This window comes from Cnuibacter physcomitrellae (assembly GCF_014640535.1).
GTDB lineage: Bacteria > Actinomycetota > Actinomycetes > Actinomycetales > Microbacteriaceae > Cnuibacter > Cnuibacter physcomitrellae.
In genome coordinates this window covers 553,440-572,880 of record NZ_BMHD01000001.1, presented here as the reverse complement: position 1 = coordinate 572,880, position 19,441 = coordinate 553,440, and the positions used below count along the sequence as shown (strand labels likewise).

General features: G+C 70.7%; 14 protein-coding genes. 7 read left to right on the top strand and 7 right to left on the bottom strand.

Annotated elements, in window-relative coordinates; genetic code table 11:
• The first annotated feature begins 8 nt into the window (after window positions 1-8).
• From dut to dxs, 6 genes are all read left to right on the top strand, one after another.
• Window positions 9-464: a dUTP diphosphatase gene (gene dut / locus IEX69_RS02725; RefSeq protein ID WP_174604439.1), complete on the top strand. Its 456-nt coding sequence runs from the start codon at window positions 9-11 to the stop codon at window positions 462-464.
• Window positions 461-1,183, top strand: a complete 723-nt coding sequence (locus IEX69_RS02720) for a DUF3710 domain-containing protein (protein WP_085019599.1) — start codon at window positions 461-463, stop codon at window positions 1,181-1,183. The genes dut and IEX69_RS02720 overlap by 4 nt, the downstream gene beginning before the upstream one ends.
• A gap of 1 nt (window position 1,184) precedes the next feature.
• Window positions 1,185-1,913 (top strand): DUF3159 domain-containing protein, encoded by a 729-nt coding sequence (locus tag IEX69_RS02715; protein WP_085019598.1) that lies wholly within the window; start codon window positions 1,185-1,187, stop codon window positions 1,911-1,913.
• On the top strand, window positions 1,914-4,274 hold the full coding sequence (locus tag IEX69_RS02710) for an HAD-IC family P-type ATPase (RefSeq protein ID WP_085019597.1): 2,361 nt from the start codon (window positions 1,914-1,916) through the stop codon (window positions 4,272-4,274).
• A gap of 160 nt (window positions 4,275-4,434) precedes the next feature.
• Entirely contained in the window at window positions 4,435-7,278 is a 2,844-nt protein-coding gene (locus IEX69_RS02705; protein ID WP_085019596.1) for an aconitate hydratase, read from the top strand.
• A 133-nt stretch (window positions 7,279-7,411) separates the two neighbouring features.
• The gene (gene dxs, locus IEX69_RS02700) at window positions 7,412-9,349 is read left to right on the top strand and encodes a 1-deoxy-D-xylulose-5-phosphate synthase (protein WP_085019595.1); all 1,938 of its coding nucleotides are present in this window, start codon (window positions 7,412-7,414) and stop codon (window positions 9,347-9,349) included.
• Window positions 9,350-9,379: 30 nt separating this feature from the next.
• Here the strand turns inward: dxs and IEX69_RS02695 are convergent, their stop codons facing one another.
• The 6 genes from IEX69_RS02695 to IEX69_RS02670 form a co-directional block, all read right to left on the bottom strand.
• Window positions 9,380-9,916 (bottom strand): dihydrofolate reductase family protein, encoded by a 537-nt coding sequence (locus IEX69_RS02695; RefSeq protein ID WP_085019594.1) that lies wholly within the window; start codon window positions 9,914-9,916, stop codon window positions 9,380-9,382.
• Window positions 9,917-9,948: 32 nt separating this feature from the next.
• Complete coding sequence (locus IEX69_RS02690; RefSeq protein ID WP_085019593.1) at window positions 9,949-12,381, bottom strand: glycoside hydrolase family 15 protein; 2,433 nt, start codon at window positions 12,379-12,381, stop codon at window positions 9,949-9,951.
• Between the two features lie 69 nt (window positions 12,382-12,450).
• Window positions 12,451-14,586 carry a 3-hydroxyacyl-CoA dehydrogenase NAD-binding domain-containing protein gene (locus tag IEX69_RS02685; protein ID WP_085019592.1) on the bottom strand — a complete coding sequence of 712 codons (2,136 nt, stop codon included), beginning with the start codon at window positions 14,584-14,586 and terminating at the stop codon, window positions 12,451-12,453.
• A complete protein-coding gene (locus IEX69_RS02680; protein ID WP_085019591.1) occupies window positions 14,583-15,794 on the bottom strand; it encodes a thiolase family protein in 1,212 nt (403 codons plus the stop codon). The genes IEX69_RS02685 and IEX69_RS02680 overlap by 4 nt, the downstream gene beginning before the upstream one ends.
• Window positions 15,795-15,884: 90 nt before the next feature.
• Window positions 15,885-17,108 (bottom strand): HRDC domain-containing protein, encoded by a 1,224-nt coding sequence (locus IEX69_RS02675; RefSeq protein ID WP_085019590.1) that lies wholly within the window; start codon window positions 17,106-17,108, stop codon window positions 15,885-15,887.
• Window positions 17,101-17,697 (bottom strand): DUF3000 domain-containing protein, encoded by a 597-nt coding sequence (locus tag IEX69_RS02670; RefSeq protein ID WP_085019589.1) that lies wholly within the window; start codon window positions 17,695-17,697, stop codon window positions 17,101-17,103. Before IEX69_RS02670 ends, IEX69_RS02675 begins: the two co-directional genes overlap by 8 nt.
• 115 nt (window positions 17,698-17,812) lie before the next feature.
• On the opposite strand from IEX69_RS02670, the gene IEX69_RS02665 reads away from it, so the two are divergent.
• Window positions 17,813-18,991 (top strand): alpha/beta hydrolase family protein, encoded by a 1,179-nt coding sequence (locus IEX69_RS02665; RefSeq protein ID WP_157127162.1) that lies wholly within the window; start codon window positions 17,813-17,815, stop codon window positions 18,989-18,991.
• On the opposite strand, the gene IEX69_RS02660 is transcribed toward IEX69_RS02665, so the two are convergent.
• Entirely contained in the window at window positions 18,988-19,434 is a 447-nt protein-coding gene (locus tag IEX69_RS02660) for a SufE family protein (protein ID WP_085019587.1), read from the bottom strand. The genes IEX69_RS02665 and IEX69_RS02660 overlap by 4 nt on opposite strands.
• Window positions 19,435-19,441: the final 7 nt, after the last annotated feature.

Here is a 19,441-nt window from a genome sequence, read left to right as displayed (position 1 = left end):
TCGACAGGGTGACCGACAGCACCGAGATCCTCATCACGGCGCCCTACGTACCCGCGTACGCGCATCCGGGAGACGCCGGGGCCGATCTGCTCTCAGCCGAGGCGTTCGTCCTCGCTCCGGGCGAGCGCCGCACGGTGCCGACCGGCGTCGCGCTGGCCCTGCCCGACGGGTACGCCGCGTTCGTGGTGCCCCGCAGCGGGCTCGCCTCCAAGCACGGCATCACCATCGTGAACGCCCCGGGCACGGTCGACGCCGGCTACCGCGGCGAGATCAAGGTCGCGCTGCTCAACACCGACGCCGACGCCTCCTACGAGGTCGCGGTCGGCGACCGCATCGCGCAGCTCATCATCATGCCGGTGACCAGGGCCGTCTTCGTGCCCGTCGAGACGCTCCCCGGGAGCGCACGCGGCGAGGGCGGCTTCGGCTCCACCGGATACGGATCCCAGGAAGGCGGCAGAGCATGACCGACGACAAGGACGACGCCCTCGAGGTCGTCGCCGCGGACGAGGAGGCCACCGAGCTCGCGAACGAGATCGCGACCGGCCCCGACGACTCGAAGTCGGCTCCCGAGGACCGCGCGACGGAGGGCCCCTTCGACGCCTCCGAGGCGAACCCCGCCCGCCCCTACGTCGACCTGGGCGGCATCAAGATCCTGCCGCGCGAGGGCCTCCACCTCCGCCTGGAGGTCGAGGAGGGCACGAACCGCGTGGTCGCCATCGGACTCGACTACGCCGGATCGACCCTCCAGGTGCAGGCGTTCGCCGCACCGCGCACGACGGGCCTCTGGCACGAGATCCGCGAGCAGATCGAGGATCAGATCCTCAAGCAGGGCGGCACCAGCACCCTGGAGAACGGGCCGTTCGGGCCGGAGCTCCTCGCCGCCGTCCCCGCCGCGGCCCCCGACGGCACCACCGCGGCCCGCCGCGCTCGCTTCGTGGGCGTCGACGGCCCCCGTTGGCTGCTGCGCGGGGTGATCGCCGGCCGGGCGATCGAGGACCCGGCGGCCAAGGCCGCGGTGGAGGACCTCTTCCGGAGCGTGGTGGTCGTTCGCGGCGGGAACCCGATGCCGCCGCGCGACCTCATCCCGCTGACGATCCCGCAGACCGCGGCCGGGCAGGGCCCTGCCGGCGCCCAGGGTCCGAACGCGACGCCGGGGAGTCCGACCGGCGGCGCCGCGCGCTGACATGAGCGACGACCGCACGCCGGAGCCGGAGGGCCCCACCCTGTCCGACGCCTTCGCCCAGGCCGCCAGACGGTCGGGTCTGGCGAAGGTGGCGCCGGGGGAGACCCCGACCGCCTCGTCGCTGCTCGCCGCCATGGGCGGTGTCCGCGGCCTGATCGAGTCGATCCTCCCGGGATTCGGCTTCCTCGTGATCTACGCGATCACGAAGGACCTCGTGCTGTCGGTGCTCGCGCCGGTCGCCCTGTCGGTGGTGTTCGTGCTCGTCCGGCTCGTCACCCGCAGCCCGGTCATGCCGGCCATCGCGGGCTTGCTCGGGGTGGGCATCTCGGCCGGGCTCGCCCTCTTCACGGGTCGCGCCGAGGACAACTTCGTCCTGGGCATCGGCATCAACATCGTGTGCCTCCTGGTCCTCCTCGTCTCGCTCGTGGTGCGGAGGCCCTTCATCGGGGTCATCGTGGGCCTGCTGACCGGCGACAGCGGTTGGCGGGCCGACCCGGCGAAGTCCCGAGTGGTCCTGATCGCCACGTGGTGCTGGGTGGGTCTGTTCGTGGTGCGTCTGGCCGTCGAGGTCCCGCTCTACCTCACGGCCCAGACCGAGCTGCTCGCAGGCGCGAAGCTGGTCCTGGGCGTGCCGTTCTACGCCGCGATGCTCTGGGTGACCTGGCTCCTCGTGCGCACCGCCTTCGCGCGGAACCGCGACCAGCCGGTCGCGGACGACGTCGCCCGGTAGATGTCGGCGCGGGGCCTGACCGGCGCGGAGGTCGCCGACCGCATCGCCGCGGGGCAGGTCAACGTCTCCACGATCCGCACGTCGCGGACGGTCGGCTCGATCCTCCGCGAGAACGTGCTGACGTTCTTCAACGGCATCCTGACCGTCTGCTTCCTCGCGGTGCTGCTGCTCGGCGACCTCGCCGATGGCCTCTTCTACGGCATCGTCGTGGTCAACTCGGCGATCGGGATAGTCCAGGAGCTCCGCGCCAAGCGCAGCCTCGACCGCCTCGCCCTCCTGGCGGAGGCCGACGTGCTCGTCCGCCGCGACGGCGCGGAGGTCTCGATCCCTCCGGCGCAGATCGTGCTCGGCGAGACCGTGCTGCTCAGGCCCGGCGATCAGGTGCAGGCGGATGCGACGGTCACCGCCTCGACCGATCTCCTGCTCGACGAGTCGATGCTCACGGGGGAGTCGGAGCCCGTGGCGAAGACGACCGGGGATGCCCTGCTCTCGGGCTCGTACGTCGTGTCCGGGACCTCCGAGGCGGAGGTCGTCGCGGTGGGGGCCGACGCCTACGCGAATCGGCTCACCGAGCGCATCCGCCGGCGCACCCTGGTGCACTCCGAGCTCCGAGCGGCGACCAACCGCATCCTCGTCTACCTGACCTGGCTCCTGGTCCCCGTCATCCTCATCGTGCTCGGAGGACGCGTGCTCACGTACGGCGGCGGCCTCGACGACCTCGGCTCCGTCGAGCCCGCGGCATGGCGTCAGGCCGCGCTCGATGCCGTGGCGAGCGTGGTCGGCATGATCCCGGAGGGCCTCGTCCTGCTCACCAGCCTCGCCTTCGGCGTGGCCGTCATCCAGCTCGCCCGGCAGCGGGTGCTGGTACAGGAGCTGGCGGCCGTCGAGGTGCTGGCGCGGGTGGACGTGCTCTGCCTCGACAAGACCGGCACGCTCACGACGGGTGAGATCGGCTTCGAGCGCCTGGTCACGCTCGACGATCGGATGCCCGAGTCGCGGATCGACGCGGTCCTCGGGCTCATCGCCCACGACGTGGCCGCCAACCAGACGGCGCTCGCGCTGCGACCGCACTACGTCGAACCGGCCATCCCCGTGTCCGACCGCCTGCCCTTCAGCTCCCGGCGCGGCTACAGCGCGCTGACCTTCGGAGTGGGCGACGCCGCCGCGACGTGGTTGCTCGGCGCACCGGAGCGCCTGCTGCCTCCGGGCTCCGAGTCGCTGGCGAAGGCCATGGAGATCGCCGCCACGGGGCGCCGCACGCTCGCGCTGGCGCTCGGCGACGGACGCGCAGCCGACCACGCCGAGGGCATCGCGGGCGCGCGTCCGGTCGCGATCGCGGTCTTCCGCGAGAGCGTGCGCTCCGACGCGGCCGACACCCTGGGGTACTTCTCCGACCAGGAGGTGCGGACCATCGTCATCTCCGGCGACAACCCCGTCACCGTGGGCTCGATCGCCGGCGAGCTCGGCATCCGCGGCGACGCCGTCGACGCCTCCGCGCTGGACGACGACGAGGTGGTCCCGGCCCTGGCGCGGACCGACGTGTTCGGCCGCGTCGGCCCGGAGCGCAAGCGCGACATCGTCCACGCGCTGCAGGCGGACGGCCGGACCGTGGCGATGACCGGCGACGGGGTGAACGACGCGATGGCGGTGAAGGAGTCGGACCTCGGCATCGCGATGGGCAACGCCACACCCGCCACCAGGGCCGTGTCGCGCATCGTCCTCCTCGACAGCCGCTTCGAGCGGCTGCCGACCGTGCTCTCCTACGCTCGGCGGGTCACCGCGAACGTCGAGCGGGTCTCCAACCTCTTCATCACCAAGACCGTCTACGGCATCGTGCTCGCGCTCGTCAGCGCGTTCCTGCTCTGGCGCTTCCCGTTCCTGCCCCGACAGATGACCCTGGTGTCCACCCTGGCCATCGGCATCCCGTCGTTCTTCCTCGCCCTGGCCCCGAACCGCCGCCGCTACGTCCCGGGAGTGCTCCGGCGCATCCTGGGCTTCTCGGTCCCGGCGGGGCTCCTCGCCGCGGCGTCCTGCGTGTCGGTGTACGCGCTGCTGTCCGGCGTCGTACCGCTCGACGAGGCCAGGAGCGCCACCACGATCGCGCTCTTCCTGCCCTCGCTCTGGGTGCTCTGCGTGCTCGCGCGACCACTGACGCGGTGGCGCCTCGGCCTGGTCGTCGGGGTGGCGATCGTCTTCGCGCTCGCCTTCGCCGTGCCGCTCGGGCGTGACTTCTTCGTCCTCGTGGTGCCGCAGCCCCTCCCTCTGCTCGTCGCGGCCGGCATCGGATGCGCGGGAGCCGCGGCCATCGAGGCCTGGTACCGCGTCGCTCGACGGCGGGGCCTCGTGTTCGACCGCGAGTGAACGGGCCGGCCATCCGCGCGGTGGTATGATTTATCTTGACGTCGAGATAAATCGACCTCGGTGCGAGAGATGCCTCGCTGGCCCGCGGTAAGGCCCGCCTTGCTAGCCACCCCTCGCACACAGCGAAAGAATTGACGTACTAGCGAAGGCGAGGTAGCGCATGTCCGCAGTCAACAGCTTCGGTGCGAAGGACACACTCCAGGTGGGGGATCAGTCGTACGAGATCTTCCGGATCGACTCGGTCCCGGGCTACGAGAAGCTCCCGTTCAGCCTCAAGGTGCTGCTCGAGAACCTGCTCCGCACCGAGGACGGTGCGAACATCACCGCCGACCAGATCCGCGCCCTGGGCGCCTGGGTCCCCGAGGCGGAGCCCGACACCGAGATCCAGTTCACGCCGGCCCGCGTGATCATGCAGGACTTCACCGGCGTCCCCTGCATCGTCGACCTCGCCACGATGCGCGAGGCCGTCGGCGCCCTCGGCGGCGACCCGGCCAAGATCAACCCCCTCGCTCCCGCCGAGCTGGTCATCGACCACTCGGTGATCGCCGACCTCTTCGGCACCGAGAACGCCCTCGAGCGCAACGTCGAGATCGAGTACGAGCGCAACGGCGAGCGGTACCAGTTCCTCCGCTGGGGGCAGACCGCGTTCGACGACTTCAAGGTGGTCCCGCCGGGCACCGGCATCGTCCACCAGGTCAACATCGAGTACCTGGCGCGCGTCACCTTCACCCGCACGGTCGACGGCGTGCTCCGCGCCTACCCCGACACCTGCGTCGGCACCGACAGCCACACCACGATGGTGAACGGCCTCGGCGTCCTCGGCTGGGGTGTGGGCGGCATCGAGGCCGAGGCGGCGATGCTCGGTCAGCCGGTGTCGATGCTCATCCCGAAGGTGGTCGGCTTCAAGCTCACGGGCACGATCCCCACCGGCGTCACCGCCACCGACGTCGTGCTCACCATCACCTCGATGCTCCGCAAGCACGGCGTGGTCGGCAAGTTCGTCGAGTTCTACGGCGAGGGCGTCGGCTCGGTGCCGCTCGCGAACCGCGCCACGATCGGCAACATGAGCCCGGAGTTCGGCTCGACCGCCGCGATGTTCCCGATCGACGACGTCACGCTCGACTACCTGCGCCTCACCGGGCGCAGCGACGAGCAGGTCGCGCTGGTCGAGGCCTACGCCAAGACGCAGCACCTGTGGCACGACGCCGCGAGCGAGCCCTCCTACAGCGAGTACCTCGAGCTCGACCTCTCGACGGTGGTGCCGTCGATCTCCGGCCCGAAGCGCCCCCAGGACCGCATCGAGCTCTCGGTCGCGAAGTCCACGTTCGAGCACGACCTCGCCGACTACGCCTCGGTCGACGCCGGCCACTCGCTCGTCGACGCGGCCGTCGAGGGCACGTTCCCGGCCTCCGACCCCATCGGCTTCACCGCCCAGGACGAGGAGACCGCTCACCAGCAGGTCCCCGACGAGATCAGCCACCAGCACGACCGGAGCGCCGCTCCCGTCACGGTCTCCAAGCCCACGCAGGTGACGCTGCAGGACGACGGGCGCGAGTTCACCATCGACCACGGTGCGGTCGCGATCGCCGCGATCACCTCCTGCACCAACACCTCGAACCCGTCGGTCATGCTCGCCGCGGGCCTCCTCGCCCGCAACGCGAGCCAGAAGGGCCTCAAGGCGAAGCCGTGGGTGAAGACCACGCTCGCGCCGGGATCGAAGGTCGTCACCGACTACTACGAGAAGGCCGGTCTCACGACCTACCTCGAGGACCTCGGCTTCTACACGGTCGGCTACGGCTGCACCACCTGCATCGGCAACTCGGGCCCGCTGCTCGACGAGATCTCGACCGCGGTCAACGACAACGACCTGGCCGTCACCGCGGTGCTCTCCGGAAACCGCAACTTCGAGGGTCGGATCAACCCCGACGTCAAGATGAACTACCTCGCCAGCCCGCCGCTGGTGATCGCGTACGCTCTCGCCGGGTCGATGAACTTCGACTTCGAGGCGGATGCGCTGGGCGTCGACACCGACGGCAACGACGTCTACCTTCGCGATATCTGGCCCGACGCCGCCGAGGTGCAGAAGACGATCGACACCTCGATCGACACCGGCATGTTCGACAAGCAGTACTCGTCGGTCTTCGAGGGCGACGACCGGTGGCGGTCGCTGCCCACGCCCGACAGCGAGGTGTTCGAGTGGGACGCGCAGTCGACCTACGTCCGGAAGCCCCCGTACTTCGAGGGCATGACGCTCGAGACCACGCCGGTCTCCGACATCGCTGGCGCCCGCGTGCTGGCGAAGCTGGGTGACTCGGTCACGACCGACCACATCAGCCCGGCCGGGTCGATCAAGGCCGACAGCCCTGCAGGCAAGTACCTGCAGGAGCACGGCGTCGACCGCAAGGACTTCAACTCCTACGGCTCGCGTCGCGGCAACCACGAGGTCATGATCCGCGGCACCTTCGCGAACATCCGTCTGAAGAACCAGCTCCTCGACGGCGTCGAGGGCGGCTACACGCGCGACTTCACGCAGGAGGGCGGCCCGCAGTCGTTCATCTACGACGCGTCGACGAACTACCAGGCGGCGGGCATCCCGCTCGTCGTGTTCGCGGGCAAGGAGTACGGCTCGGGCTCGAGCCGCGACTGGGCGGCCAAGGGCACCTCGCTCCTCGGCGTCCGCGCCGTCATCGCCGAGAGCTTCGAGCGCATCCACCGCTCGAACCTGATCGGCATGGGCGTCGTCCCGCTCCAGTTCCCGGCCGGCGAGTCGGCCTCGAGCCTCGGCCTCGACGGCACCGAGGTCGTCTCGATCAGCGGCATCGAGCAGCTGAACGAGGGCACGACCCCCAAGACGGTGCACGTCGTCGCGGCGCCGAGCGAGCAGTCGCCCGAGGGCAAGCAGACCGTGGAGTTCGACGCCGTGGTCCGCATCGACACGCCCGGTGAGGCCGACTACTACCGCAACGGCGGCATCCTGCAGTACGTGCTGCGGTCGCTCGTCTGAGCACCAGCTGATCGCCAGGCGGCGATCGGATCACGATCGGCGGGACGCGCTTCGCGTCCCGCCGATCGTCTGTTCGTCGGGCGTAGAGTGTGACGACGGCCGGCCCGACGGCCGAACGATGGGAAGGTGGAGCATGAGTCTGCTCGAGAACATCTCCGGTCCGCGCGACCTCGATTCGCTGCGACCCGAAGAGCTCGAGCAGCTGGCGCGGGAGATCCGCACCTTCCTCGTCACCGAGGTCTCGAAGACGGGTGGTCACCTCGGCCCGAACCTGGGTGTGGTCGAACTCACGCTCGGCATCCACCGGGTCTTCGACTCCCCGCGCGACGCGATCGTCTTCGACACCGGTCACCAGTCCTACGTGCACAAGCTCCTCACGGGGCGCCAGGACTTCTCGCGACTGCGCCAGAGCGGCGGACTGGCCGGCTACCCGCAGCGCTCCGAGAGCGACCACGACGTCGTGGAGTCTTCGCACGCGTCCAGTTCGCTGTCGTGGGCGGACGGCATCTCCCGCGCGTTCGAGATGACCGGGCAGAGCGACCGTCACGTCGTGGCCGTTGTCGGCGACGGCGCCCTCACCGGCGGCATGACGTGGGAGGCGCTGAACAACATCAGCGACGACAACACCCGCAACCTGGTCATCATCGTCAACGACAACGGCCGGTCGTACGCTCCGACCATCGGCGGGATCGCGCGCTACCTGAACGGCGTGCGGACGAAGCGCGGGTACCGAGAGCTCTACCACACGAGCCGACGTCTCTTCGATCGCTTCGGCGCGCCCGGCCGCGCCTTCTACCGCGGCATCCGCGGCGGCACGCACGGCTTCCTCAGCCGGTTCAGCAACAACGACGCGCTCTACTCCAACCTCGACATCAAGTACATCGGACCCATCGACGGGCACGACCAGCACGCGGTCGAGGAGGCACTCCATCAGGCGAAGGAGTACGCCGCCCCGGTGATCGTGCACGCGATCACCCAGAAGGGCCGCGGCTACGAGCCGGCCCTCACCGACGCGGCCGACCGGTTCCACGCGGTCGGCAAGATCGACCCCGAGACCGGCGAGCCCGTGTCGGGTCCGTCGGGCGCCCCCTCATGGACGGGCGTCTTCGCCGACGAGCTCGTCGCCCAGGCCGAGCGCGACCCCTCGCTCGTGGCGATCACCGCCGCCATGCTGCGCCCGACCGGGCTGCACAAGATGGCCGAGCGGTTCCCCACCCGTGTGCTCGACGTGGGCATCGCCGAGCAGCACGCCGTCGCCTCCGCGGCGGGCCTCGCCTTCGGCGGCATGCACCCGGTCGTCGCGCTGTACGCGACGTTCATGAACCGCGCCTTCGATCAGGTCCTGATGGACGTCGGCCTCCATCACGCGGGCGTCACGTTCGTGCTCGACCGCTCCGGCGTGACCGGACCGGACGGGCCGAGCCACCACGGCATGTGGGACCTCGCGATCCTGCAGGTGGTGCCCCGCATCCGGATCGCCGCACCGCGCGACGCCGAGCGGCTCCGCGAGGAGTTCGACGAGGCGGTCCGCGTCTCGGATGCGCCCACCGTCGTGCGGTTCCCGAAGGGCGAGGTCAGCCCCGCCCTCCCGGCTCTGCGACGGCTCCGTGACGGCGTCGACGTGCTGTTCGAGAGTGAGCGCCACGACGTGCTCCTGGTCGCGGTCGGCTCGATGGCCGGGCTCGCCCTCGAGGTCGCCGAGCGGCTCGAGGAGCACGGCATCGGTGCGACCGTGATCGACCCGCGCTGGGTCGTCCCCGTGCCGTTCTCGGTGATCGAGCTCGCCGACGCGCACCGGATCGTGGTCTCGATCGAGGACGGCGTGCGGGTGGGTGGCATCGGCACCCGCATCAGGCAGGACCTCCGGGCAGCCGGTGTCGACACGGCGGTCGACGAGCTGGGGCTGCCCGACGAGTTCCTCGAGCACGCCTCCAGGGAGGAGATCCTCGCCCACGTGGGTCTCACGGCCGATCAGATCACCGAGGACATCGTCGCCCAGGTGAGCGGCAACAAGATCCCGGTCGCGCGGCCGGTGAGCCCGGCCGACACCGCCGAGCTGCGCCTGCACTGACCTCCCCGCCCTCGCCGGGCAGAGCGGCGATCAGGTGAGCCGGGAGGTGACGCCCACAGCGCCGCTGGGGTATGTCGTGGTCGCCTGGACCTCGAGGGCTCGCGTGCCCGCCAGGGGAAGGAGCGGTGCTCCCTCGCCGAGGGCGACGGGCATGATGGTGAGGTCGAGGACGTCGAGCAGGCCTGCGTCGGCCAGGGCGGCCGCGATGGCGCCACCGCCCACGATCCAGACGTCGCGTCCCGCTGCGGCCTCGACCCACTCCGCGTGGAGGTCGACCACGTCGCCGGACTCGAAGCGGATGTCGGCGCCCTCGACGGCGACGGGGAGGTCGCGGTGCGTGAGCACCCGGGTCTGACGACCGTCGTACGGCCACGCCTCGAGGCCCTCACCGAGCACGAACTCGTACGTCGTCGAACCCATGACCACCACACCCACGTTCTCGAGGAAGGCCTCGTAGTGGGGCGAGAAATCCTCCATGCCGAACTCGAGGAGCCAGTCGAGCCGGCCATCCCGGTCGGCGATGAACCCGTCGATGCTGGAGGCCACGTAGTAGACGGTGCTGGTCATGCAGCCGACGCTACCCGCGGCCTCCGACATCGTCAGCGGCGCCAGGTGTCTCGGTAGACGGGGGTGCCGGAGCCCGGCAGGGTGATGGTCCGGTTGGCGCCGGACTCCCACGTCACGGTGCCGTCGGCCGACTTCCGGATGTACTTGTACTCGAGGGAGACACCCGCGGGCAGGGCCACCTCGACGGCCCAGTCCGGATACGACGCGCTCGAGAGCCGGATCGCCTTCGACGTGTCCCAGGAGCCCAGCGCGGGGATGCTCCCCACGACGAAGAGGCTCTCACCCCAGGTCGTCGTGGCGTTCGCGCGGAAGGTGGCCTCGACACCCGTCGCGTAGCGGGCTGCGACGACAGCGGGCGTGTCGACGTTGCGGCCGGCGCTGATGGACTGCGCGAGTCTGACGTACTGCGCCATCGCCCAGGCCAGGGGAGCGGCCGAGTCGGTGGCCTCGCCCGCGGTGAAGCGGCCCGTGTCGGCGGTGTCCCACACCTGCTCGGGGATCATGTACGCGTCGTTCGCCGTCGCCGCCATCGAGCGAAGGTAGGGCATCGCGTCGCGGCCGTTCGCGAGCTCGTACTGCCCCCGCTCGCCCGCGAGGACGGGCCACGGCCGGCCGATCCCGCCCGCCGTGCCGTTGAAGGGGGATCCGTCGGCATGCTCGCCGTACCCGTCACGGTTGTACCGCCGCCACATCGCGCCCGAAGGCGTGTCGACACGAAGCTGGGCGTCGACGACCGCGACCGAGGCGGCGATGGTCGGGTCGTCGGCCGAGCGGATGCCCAACCGCACGAGCTCGAGGAATCCGCCGTCGACGAGGTCGCGAGCGTCTGTGCATCCGGCGCCGTTCGTGTCGCAGACGGTCGTGCCCGCATCCGGGGTGCCTATGGGGTCGATGCGCTCGTAATGCGGGGTTCCGATCGACCCGGTGTGCGTCACGGTCCACGACTCGAGGCTGGCGCGCCAGAGGTCGGCGGTGTCGAGGTAGCGGGTCGCCGACGCCCGGTCGCCGTTCTTGACGGCGATGTCGGCGGACGCGACGAGCCCGGCGATCTCGGCGGCGATGGTGGAGGGGGAGAAGCCGGCCTGCTCCTCCCAGCGTTCCTGGGGCGTCGACGGCCCGTGGGACACGAGGTAGTCAGCCGAGAGCTTGAGCTTCGCCCAGGTGGCGCTGTCGGAGCGCCCGAGCATCGACGCCAGCACAGCGGGGAAGGCGACCTCGTCGAGCTGGATGCCGGTCAGCCCGGTGTCGCTTCCGTCGACCATGGTGTTGTGCGGCATGCTGCCGTCGGCGCGCTGCTGCACGTTCAGCATGTAGTCGAGCGCACGGGCGGCACCGGCACGATCGCCCGCGGCCAGCAGGGCGGTGGCGACCTGATAGAGGTCACGGGCCCAGATGGCGTGGTACCCGGGGTTGGCCATCGTCCCGGGCACTGCCTGCCCCCAGGGGACGGAGAGCGAGGCGACGAACGCGCCGCGAACGGTCTTGTCCTCGTGCGCCCGGAGCGTCATCACGGCGACGTCGTATTGGGTCTCCAGGCTCGTGCCGGCCACGCTCGACGGTGCGGGGGAGAGGGACGAGAGGTACCCGCGCCATCCCGCCACGTAGGCGGACTCGGTCGCCGCGAAGCCGTCGCCCAGGGCATTGGACGCCGCACCCTGCGCATCGTTGAGCGTCGACCCGAATCCGAGGGCGAGCGTGAAGCGGGTGTCTCGACCGACCGTGATCTCGGCGGACTGCACGATGTTCCCGTCGGTCGCGGCCCCGCCGTAGAGCGTCGACAGACGGTGATCGGCGGTGAGCTGGCGGTACGGATCGCTCGCCGTGCCGCTGTACCCGGTGGTGGTGTCGCCGAAGCCGAGCGAGGAGGCGAGCGCGGCCGATGTCGGTCCGCCCTGCGAGATCAGCATCCCGTCCAGGGTGTTGCCGCGGTTGGCGTTGCCATCGCCCCCGGTCGACGGGTTGAAGAGCACGTAGAGGTGCAGCGGAGTCGTGCCGCTCAGCTGCTCGAAGCGCGTGTCGATGAGGAGCGTCTGCCGGCCGGGGCTCGTGACGTACGTCTTCGTGATGCGGAACGACCCGTCCTTCGCGGTGTCGGTCTGGCGGTACTCGAGAGCCTCGGGGTCGACCAGCGTGGTCTCGTGCACCGAGTCGTCGCGCTCGACGTAGGTGCGCGAGACGCCGTCGGTGACGACGAACTGGAGGTCCTGGACCTGAGGACGGTCGACCGTGGGATAGAACACCTCGGTGGTGGTCCCGGATCCCAGCGTGTACCAGACCTTCGACGCGTCGGAGACGGCGGTGCCGAGGCCGTGCTTGTCGCCGCTGGTCCAGGTGGCGGCGACACCGGGGGCGCCGGGCGCGAGGGGGACCAACGGCGCGGCGGTCGCCGACGGGATCGGGACGAACCCGAGGCCGGCGGCCACGATGCCGACGGCGAGAGCAGAGGAGAGGATGCGACGGTGCATCCGGACACCATACACCACTGCTGAGCATTCCTCAGCGAAGAGATGCAGGTGTCCGGATGCTCCCGATCGCTACTCCACGCCGAGGATCGGCGGGTGGTGGAAGGTGTCGCCGAAGACCCGCTCGGAGGCGCCCACGCGGTCGAGATAGGGCGTGAGACCACCCATCTGGAACGGGTAGCCGGCGCCCAGGATGAGGCAGAGGTCGATGTCCTCGGCCGCCTCGACGACGTGGTCCTCGAGCATCCGGTGCACCTCGTCGGCCAGGCCGTCCTCGACCCGGCGGCGGATCTCCTCCGCCGTCATCGGGGTGGTCCCGCCGGAGACGATCTTGACCGCCTTCTTGTCGAACCCCTTGATCTTGCCCTTGTCGTCGCGCTCGTAGATGCGCCCGTACTCGGCCAGCTCGTGCAGGTTCGCGCTCTCGAAGAAGCGCTCGGGGAAGGCGGCGTGATGCGTGTCGAGCACGTGCGCGCCCACCTTGAGCCCGACGAGCTCGAGGAGCTCGAACGGCGTCATCGGCAGGCCGAACGGATCGAGGGCGTGGTCCATCACCTCGAACGGCGTCCCGGTGTCGACCGCGTGCATCGCCTCGCCGAGCACCTTGGCCAGGATGCGGTTGACCACGAATCCCGGGGTGTCGCGCGTGATGACCGCGTTCTTCTTCAGCTTGGCCGCGGTGACCATCGCGGTCGACAGCGTCTCGTCATCGGTACGGGGCGTCTTGACGACCTCGATCAGCGGCATCACGGCCACCGGGTTGAAGAAGTGGAAGCCCACCAGACGCTCGGGGTGACTCAGCTTGGCGCCGATCTCCTCGACCGAGAGCGAGGAGGTGTTGGTCGCGAGGACGGCCGTCTCGGACACGTACTGCTCGATGTCGGCGAAGACGTCCTGCTTCACGCCGAGCTCCTCGAACACCGCCTCGATGACCCAGTCGCAGTCGGCGAAGTCGGCGCGGTCGGTCGTGCCGGTGACGAGCGCGTTGAGGCGGTTCGACTCGTCCTGCGAGATGCGACCCTTCGACAGCAGCGTGGCAATCTCGCCCCGGATGTAGTCGAGCCCCTTGTCGACGCGCGCCTGGTCGAGGTCGGTGATGACCACGGGCACGCGGAGACGACGGACGAAGAGCGTCGCGAACTGGCTCGCCATGAGGCCGGCGCCGATGATGCCCACCTTGGTGACCGGCTTCGCGATCTTCTTGTCCGGAGCCCCGGCAGGGCGCTTCGCGCGCTTCTGCACCAGGTCGAACGCGTAGATGCTCGCCCGGAACTGGTCACCCGAGATGAGGTCGGCCAGCGCCTCGTCCTCGCGGGCGAAGCCCTCCTCGATCGACCCCGACTTCGCGGCCTTGAGCAGGTCGAGCGCGCGGTAGGGCGCCTTGGCGACCGTCCCGATGCGCGACTCGAGCGTCTTGCGGGCGATGCCGATCGCGGCGTCCCACTTGACGAGCCGCTCCACCTTGCCGGGCTCGTTCGCGCGCTTGACCTTGATCGAGCCCGAGACGACCCCGTCGGCCCAGCGCAGGCTGTCCTCGAGGAACGTCGCTCCCGGGAAGATCGCGTCGGCGATCCCGAGGTCGAACGCCTCCCGACCCTTCAGGGTGCGGTTGTTCTTGAGGGGGTTCTCGATGATGATCTTGAGCGCGTTCTCGATGCCGATGAGGTTCGGGATGATCGTGGCGCCGCCCCACCCGGGGATGATCCCGAGGAAGACCTCGGGGAACGCCAGCGCAGGGATCGACTCGTCGATCGTGCGGTAGTCGGCGCCCAGGGCCACCTCGACGCCGCCGCCGAGGGCGAGGCCGTTCATGAACGCGAACGAGGGCACGCCCGTGGCCTTCATCTTGGCGAACGTGGCGTGACCGAGCTGCGCCATCTTCAGGGCGGTGTCGCGGCTGTCGAGCGAGCCCACCTTGCTGAGGTCGGCGCCGGCGGCGAGGATGAACGGCTTGCCCGTGACGGCGACCGCCTGGATCTCGCCGCGGCCGGCGCGCTCCTTGAGCTCGTCGAGCACGCGACCGTACTCGAGGAGCGTCCGCGGCCCGAGGGTATTCGGGCGGGTGTGGTCGCGGCCGTTGTCGAGGGTGACGAGCGCCAGCGTCTTCCCGCTGGGAAGCGTGACGTCGCGGACGTACGAGTGGGTGACCACCTCGTCGTCGCTCATGGCATCGAGCGAGGAGAAGTCGATCGTGCTGTAGTCGGTCATCGTGCCTTCCGCTCCGCCTTCTTGCTCCAGTGGGGGTTCTCCCAGATGACCGAGCCGCCCTGGCCCAGGCCGATGCACATCGCCGTGAGTCCGTAGCGCACCTCGGGGTGCTCCTCGAACTGACGCGCGAGCTGGATCATCAGGCGCACGCCCGACGACGCCAGCGGGTGTCCGAACGCGATCGCGCCGCCCCACGGGTTGACGCGGGGATCGTCGTCGTCGATACCGAAGTGGTCGAGGAGCGAGAGCACCTGCACGGCGAACGCCTCGTTGAGCTCGAACAGCCCGATGTCGTCGATCGAGAGGCCGGCCTTCCGGAGCGCCTTCTCGGTCGAGGGAACCGGCCCGATGCCCATGATCTCGGGCTCGACGCCGGCGAAGGCGAAGGAGACGAGCCGCATCTTCACGGGCAGGCCGAGCTCCTTGGCGGTCGCCTCGCTCGCGATGAGCGAGGCGGTCGCGCCGTCGTTCAGCCCGGCCGCGTTGCCCGCGGTGATGCGCCCGTGCGGGCGGAAGGGCGTGCGGAGGGCGGCGAGGCCCTCCATCGTCGTCTCAGGACGCAGCACCTCGTCGCGCACGGCCAGGCCCCATCCGCTCTCGCTGCGGGTCGCCACGGGGATCAGGTCGGGCTGGATCTTGCCGTTGTCGTACGCTGCGGCGGCCTTCTGCTGGCTGCGCATCGCGTAGCGGTCGGCCCGCTCCTTGGTCAGCTGCGGGAACCGGTCGTGGATGCGCTCGGCGGTCGACCCCATCACGAGGGCGTCCTCGCCGACCAGGCGCTCCGCGAGGAATCGCGGGTTGGGGTCGGCGCCGAAGCCCATCGGGTGACGTCCCATGTGCTCCACGCCGCCGGCGATGGCCAGGTCGTACGCCCCGAAGCCGATGGCCCCCGAGACGGTGGTGACGCTCGTCATGGCGCCCGCGCACATCCGGTCGATGGCGTAGCCGGGCACCGACTTCGGCAGGCCGGCGAGGATCGCCGCCGTGCGGCCCAGGGTGAGGCCCTGGTCGCCCTGCTGCGTCGTCGCGGCGATCGCGACGTCGTCGATGCGCTCCTTCGGCACGTTCGGGTTGCGCTCGAGCAGGCCGATGATGGCCTTGACCACCAGGTCGTCCGCTCGCGTCTGCCAGTACATGCCCTTCTCGCCCGCCCGCCCGAACGGCGTCCGCACGCCGTCGACGAAGACGACCTCAGATCTCTCGGCCACTCTGCCTCCTGTCAGCTCGGGTCCGAACCCAGATCGAACCCGAAACGATCCTAAGAGGGCCCAGGGGCCGGGCAACTCCTTTGCCCGAACCTACGAATCGGTCTCGGTGCCCTCGGCGGGCTCTTGGTGGCCCTCTACAAAAGCCCGGGCGATCGTCTGTGCAGTCAGCTCAATCTGCCAGGGTCGCGCACCGAGCCCGGCGAGGGCCGCGCCGATCGATTCCGGCATGATCTCGGCGGGCGGCTCCCAGGCCACACGGCGCAGGAAGTCGGGCGTGAGCAGGTTCTCGAGCGGGATCGCGCGCTCGGTCGCGATCTCGGTGAGCGCGGCCCGCGCGGCCTTCAGACGGAGGTCGGCCTCCGGGTTGCGATCGCCCCAGCTGCGTGGCGGCGGCAGGGTGTCGCCGCCCGATCGCCGCTGCACGGGGATGTCGTCGGTCGCGCGTGCGCGCTCGATGGCGCTCCACCAGCGGTCGAGCTCCGTGCGGCTCGCGCGCCCCGAGAACTGCTTGAGGGCGGCCAGGTCGCGCCGAGACTCCGGCAGCGCCCGGGCGGCGGCGATGAGGGACGTGTCCGGCACCAGCCGCCCCGGCGAGACGTCGAGCTCGCGCGCGAGGGCGTCGCGGGCCAGCCAGAGCTCACGGGCGGCCGCGAGGTGACGGTCGGGACGGAGGGAGTGGATGCCGCTGAGCCGACGCCACGGCTCGGCGAGCGGCGGCTTCTCCTCCTTGGCGACGACGGCCGCGAACTCCTCCGCGGCGATCCGCTCCTTGCCCTGCTGCTTCAGCAGCACCGCGAGCGAGTCCCGGAGGTCGAGCAGCAGCTCCACGTCGAGAGCGGCGTACTCGAGCCACGACGCCGGCAGGGGCCTGGTCGACCAGTCCGCCGCGGAGTGCTCCTTCGCGAGGTGGATGCCGAGGAGCTCCTCGACCACCGCCCCGAGGCCGACGCGCGGCAGTCCGAGCAGACGCGCCGCGAGCTCGGTGTCGAAGACGGTGACGGGATCCAGACCGACCTCGCGCAGGCAGGGCAGATCCTGACTGGCCGCGTGCAGCACCCACTCCGCGTCGCCGATCACGGACTGGAGCGGCGCGAACTCGCCGATCGCGGGCGGGTCGAAGAGGTACGTCCCCGCCCCTCGGCGGTAGACCTGGATCAGGTACGCGCGCTGCGAGTAGCGGAAGCCGCTCGCGCGCTCGGCGTCGACCGCGACCGGCCCGTGGCCGAGGGCGAGCTCCTCGACCGCGTCGTGGAAGTCGTCGACGTCGGCGATGACCGACCGCTGGGGTGTCTCGAACGTCTCCGCGTCACTCACGACGAGCTCTTCTGGCTTGCAGCATCGTCACGCCCTCCACCGCGGGCGGGAGGCCGGCGAGCATGCAGAGCAGCTCGCCCCATCCCTCGACGTGCGCCTTGATGTCGTGGTCGCTCGGCGACCAGGAGGCGCGCAGCTCGATCTGGGCGCCATCGCCCTGGTCGGCGAGCTCGCCGAAGCCGGTGGAGAGGATCTTGGTCGCGGTCCCCGACGCCGCCGTGTACCGCGCGCCGTGGGCGTCGAGCGCGTCCACGAGCCACGACCACGCCACGTCGGCCAGGAACGGGTCGAGCCCGATCTCGGTCTCGAGCGGGGCCTGCGCGAAGCACACCACGCGGAACGGGCCTCCCCAGGCCTCCGGCTCCTCCGGGTCGTACAAGAGGATGAAACGGCCCGTGCCGAGATCCGAGTCGGATCCGTGGCGGGTGGGGGAGACGTCGGCCGCGAGGGCGACCGCATGGGGGGCGAGGTTCGCGGGGGCCGGGATCTCATGCACCACGAGCTCCTGACGCGTCTCCGCGCGGCGCAGCGAATCGAGCGCTGCCGCGAAGACCGCCGGGATCTCGGGGGTGAAGGGCGAGTCGGGCACGTTACGCAGACTAGAGTTCTCGCGGGGCGGGATCGCGCAGCCACGCCGATCCTCGGGCGAGCGGCTGGGCCTGGTGATCACCGGATCCGCGTCGCAGGAGAGGTCGGAGACGAGCATGGCGAGGCGCCGCGAGAGCACCCAGGTGCCGGGATGGGCGATCGCCGCCCTGGTCGGCGGGACGGCCGCCACGCTGATCGCCGCGGCGGGCGCCGTCGTGACCGCCCTGGTCTCCCGGGCCGTCGTCATCCCCTCGGTGCCCGAGGACGACGTGGAGATCCTCCACTACGACCAGGCGCAGGGCACCGTGACGCTCTCCGTCACGAACGACTCCATCCTCCCCGGCGTCTACAGCCTCCGGTTCTCCGCCGATGCGGGCCACGCGCGGGTCGGCGAGGTGCGGAGCGTCGCGGACGGCGCGGTCGTCCGCCCGGTGCTCGGGGTCGACTACGGCGACCTCGAGACGGCGAGGAAGGGTCGGATCAGCGGCTGGTACTACACGCACCCCCGCGAGCTCGGCGTCCCGGTCGACGAGGTCGAGGTGATCACGCCGGTGGGTCCGGCCCCGGCCTGGTTCGTGCCCGCTCCGGAGGGCGTCGGACGGAAGTGGGTGATCCAGACCCACGGACGCGGGGTCCGCCGCGGGGAGACGATCCGTGCGATCCCGGTGTTCCGCGAGCACGGCTACAGCTCGCTGCACATCTCCTACCGCAACGACGGTGAGGCGCCTCCGTCGGCCGACGGCCGGTACGCCCTCGGCGACACCGAGTGGCAGGACCTCGACGCCGCGATCGCGTACGCGGTCGAGCACGGGGCGGAGGACATCGTGCTCATGGGGTGGTCGATGGGCGGCGCGATCTCGCTGCAGGCGATGGGGCGCGCCGAGCACCGCGACCGCATCCGGGGGATCGTGCTCGACTCGCCCGCCATCGACTGGCAGGACATCCTCCGCTTCCACGGGAAGGCCCGCCATGTCCCGGAGCTCGTCGGCGACGCGGCCTTCGCGACGCTGTCGCACGGCTGGGGCGGAGTGGCCACGGGGCAGAGCGAGCCGCTCGACCTCGAGCGGCTCGACTTCGTGCGCCGCGCCGCCGAGGTGACGCTGCCGCTCCTGGTGATGCACAGCGACGACGACGACTACGTGCCCGTCTCGGGTTCGCGGCGTCTCGCCGAGGCCCGGCCCGACGCCGTGACCTACGTGCCGTTCCAGATCGCCGGGCACACGAAGCTCTGGAACTACGACCGCGACCGCTGGAACACCGCGATCAGCACCTGGCTGACCGCAAAGGGCCTCTAACCCGCGCCGGCAGCCAGGCGCTCGCGCAGCTGACGCTTCGTGCGGCCGAGCAGCGCGGTCATGCCGCGGATGCGCAGCGGCGAGACCGCGCGTGTGAGGCCGATGGTGTTCGGGAAGTCGTCGGGGATGGCGAGGACCTCGTCGACGCCGAGCCCGTCGATGCCCTGCACCAGGATCGACGCGAAGCCGCGTGTGGTCGGCGCCTCCTTCGGCGCGGTCGCGTGCAGGTGCACGACGCCGTCCTCCACCTCCACGAAGATGAAGACCGGCGACTGGCACTCGACCACGCGCTCCAGCAGGTCGGGGGAGTCGCGGTAGCGCTCCGGGAGCTCCGGCAGCTCGTTCGCGAACTCCAGGAGCATCTCCAGGCGCGACCGCTCGTCCAGGGCGAGGAAGTCGTCGCGGATCTCGGCGAGCGAGGCGGGGAGCGCTGTGTCGGTCATCCCCTCC

What these genes read in the sequence shown, in the direction of transcription:
- IEX69_RS02720 (WP_085019599.1), top strand. Translation starts at nt 461, where the DNA reads ATGACCGACGACAAGGACGACGCCCTCGAGGTCGTCGCCGCGGACGAG.
- IEX69_RS02715 (WP_085019598.1), top strand. Translation starts at nt 1,185, where the DNA reads ATGAGCGACGACCGCACGCCGGAGCCGGAGGGCCCCACCCTGTCCGAC.
- IEX69_RS02710 (WP_085019597.1), top strand. Translation starts at nt 1,914, where the DNA reads ATGTCGGCGCGGGGCCTGACCGGCGCGGAGGTCGCCGACCGCATCGCC.
- IEX69_RS02705 (WP_085019596.1), top strand. Translation starts at nt 4,435, where the DNA reads ATGTCCGCAGTCAACAGCTTCGGTGCGAAGGACACACTCCAGGTGGGG.
- dxs (WP_085019595.1), top strand. Translation starts at nt 7,412, where the DNA reads ATGAGTCTGCTCGAGAACATCTCCGGTCCGCGCGACCTCGATTCGCTG.
- IEX69_RS02695 (WP_085019594.1), bottom strand. Translation starts at nt 9,916, where the DNA reads ATGACCAGCACCGTCTACTACGTGGCCTCCAGCATCGACGGGTTCATC.
- IEX69_RS02690 (WP_085019593.1), bottom strand. Translation starts at nt 12,381, where the DNA reads ATGCACCGTCGCATCCTCTCCTCTGCTCTCGCCGTCGGCATCGTGGCC.
- IEX69_RS02685 (WP_085019592.1), bottom strand. Translation starts at nt 14,586, where the DNA reads ATGACCGACTACAGCACGATCGACTTCTCCTCGCTCGATGCCATGAGC.
- IEX69_RS02665 (WP_157127162.1), top strand. Translation starts at nt 17,813, where the DNA reads ATGGCGAGGCGCCGCGAGAGCACCCAGGTGCCGGGATGGGCGATCGCC.
- IEX69_RS02660 (WP_085019587.1), bottom strand. Translation starts at nt 19,434, where the DNA reads ATGACCGACACAGCGCTCCCCGCCTCGCTCGCCGAGATCCGCGACGAC.